This window comes from Synechococcus lacustris str. Tous, from assembly GCF_003011125.1.
Taxonomy (GTDB): domain Bacteria; phylum Cyanobacteriota; class Cyanobacteriia; order PCC-6307; family Cyanobiaceae; genus Synechococcus_D; species Synechococcus_D lacustris.
In genome coordinates, this window is record NZ_PXVC01000162.1 from 1 (window position 1) to 1,892 (window position 1,892).

At 49.8% G+C, this 1,892-nt stretch carries 1 protein-coding gene and 1 pseudogene; one reads left to right on the top strand and one right to left on the bottom strand.

Translation table 11 applies throughout. The features are described from left to right. Window positions 1-176: 176 nt before the first annotated feature. Window positions 177-1,499, bottom strand: coding sequence for a type I glutamate--ammonia ligase (locus C7K08_RS13820; protein WP_106501100.1), 1,323 nt, complete (start codon window positions 1,497-1,499; stop codon window positions 177-179). Between the two features lie 35 nt (window positions 1,500-1,534). On the opposite strand from C7K08_RS13820, the pseudogene C7K08_RS13825 reads away from it, so the two are divergent. After that, window positions 1,535-1,892, top strand: a pseudogene (locus tag C7K08_RS13825) (hypothetical protein); the annotation flags it as partial.

Below are 1,892 nucleotides of genomic sequence, written 5' to 3' on the forward strand. Positions count from 1 at the left end.
GGGTAAGATTTAACTTAATTTTGCTTGAAAAAGTTTGGGGAACAAAAGCTGATAAGGCGCAAAAACTAATAACTGTGCCTGCTGCCATGCCAGCCAAAGGGGTGGGGAAGGTTGTGCGCTGCATCAAAATCAGTTTGGTTTACGCCAATCTATGCATTACCCATAATTTTGGCATTTCATATTGCTCCCACAACTGGCCACCAACGGCTGCTTACCACCAGCTGCTCATCACACAAACCAGCGCAGCGTTTAATTTCTGCCTTTTGGCTATCCACAAGTGARCTATGCAAAAGCAAACCCATYGATTTTTGTAGCAATTCACTTGCAGCAAAAGCGGCGGATGCCTCAGTGAGRTTTATGGGCAATCTTTTAGCCAGCCCATCTGGCAATAGGGCTGGATCTCCCACCACTGCTGCAGGCAACGGTTTGGCTGGCTGCTGAATTGCCTGCCAAGCCACCGCTTGAACAGCACCAAGTAATAGATATGGGTTCGCCGCAAGATCAGCCACTTTTAGCTCTAAATGGGCGCTAACTCCATCGGCAGCGGTGGGTATGAGCCTGAGGGCCGCCTCTCGATTTTCCACTCCCCACACCTGAAAAGGGGCAGACCAGGAACTTGGTGCGAGGCGCAAGTAGGAAACCGCCAGGGGGCAAGCCAATGCCAATAGTGCCGGCAGATGGTTAAGCAGGGCAGCAATAAATGCTTCGCCTTGGGGTTGAAGTCCGCCTATGCCCGCTCCACCCTGCAGCCAGTGGGTATCAGCTTGTTGCAAACTCAGGTGTAGATGGCCGCCATTTCCCACCTGGCCAAGTAAAGGTTTAGGGCTGAAACTACAGCGCAAACCAAAACGGTTACTTACCCTTTGAATTAGCAATTTGGCATGCACCAATCGATCCGCTGCTTCAACAGCAGTTGTGTGGGAAAAAGAAAATTCAAATTGGCCAGATCCATATTCAGGATGAAATTGCAACCAGGGCAAACCTGCAGCATCAAAAGCATTCAGTATTGCCGTTGCATAATCCAAACCTTCGATTAAGCGATCCGCCCCGTAGGGACCACCCAGCACCGCTGGCAGAAAGGAGCCATCTTCAGATCGGCCTGCCACTAACCACTCAAGTTCAAACCCGGCCATCAAAGTGATATTTGCCGAATGCAACAGCTGTTGCTGCTGAGCACAAAAATTACGTTGATCAGCGGCATAGGGTTCACCTGATCGCTGCCAACGCTGGCCAGGCGCCCAAGCCCAACCAGTTGATGGTTCAAGCCATGCAAGACCTTTTGGATCTGCTCTTAGGCGTAAATCGTCGTCGGGGCGGGCGAGGCTATGGCTTGCATCAACTGAACCATCGGCGCAGAAAGCATCTGCCACCGGAGAAAAACCCACACCGATTTGAACGGCGCTATCAAATGTAGAAAAGGGCACAACTTTCACCAATGCAGCACCGCAGTGGTTCACCCAGGTGATCGCTACCCGTTGCATAGGAAGCTGGCTGTTCATTGCAATACTGGATTTGCTGAAGGGTACCTGCAACGATGCCAACTATTAAGCGCAGATTTCCCAGGGGCGCCCTAATTCTTGGTGGACTGCTGCTGGCGCTTGTGTTGCTGGTGCCTATTAGCAGCTTGATCTCATTAACGCGTTTACCCATGGAGCAAAATCCCATGGCAAAAATTTTGCCAATGCCATGGGCAGCCCAGGGCAATAAATTGCCAATAATTGAACAATTACAGCCAAATTCCATAAACGAAATGCAGGCCACCTTGATCCATGGGGGCATACATCTAGAGAATATCTATGATCTTTCACTAAAAAACAGAACCTTTAGTGCTGATGGTCGATTTTGGCTTGAATGGCCAGAAGCTGTGCAAAAAGAACTTGAAAAACAGGCAT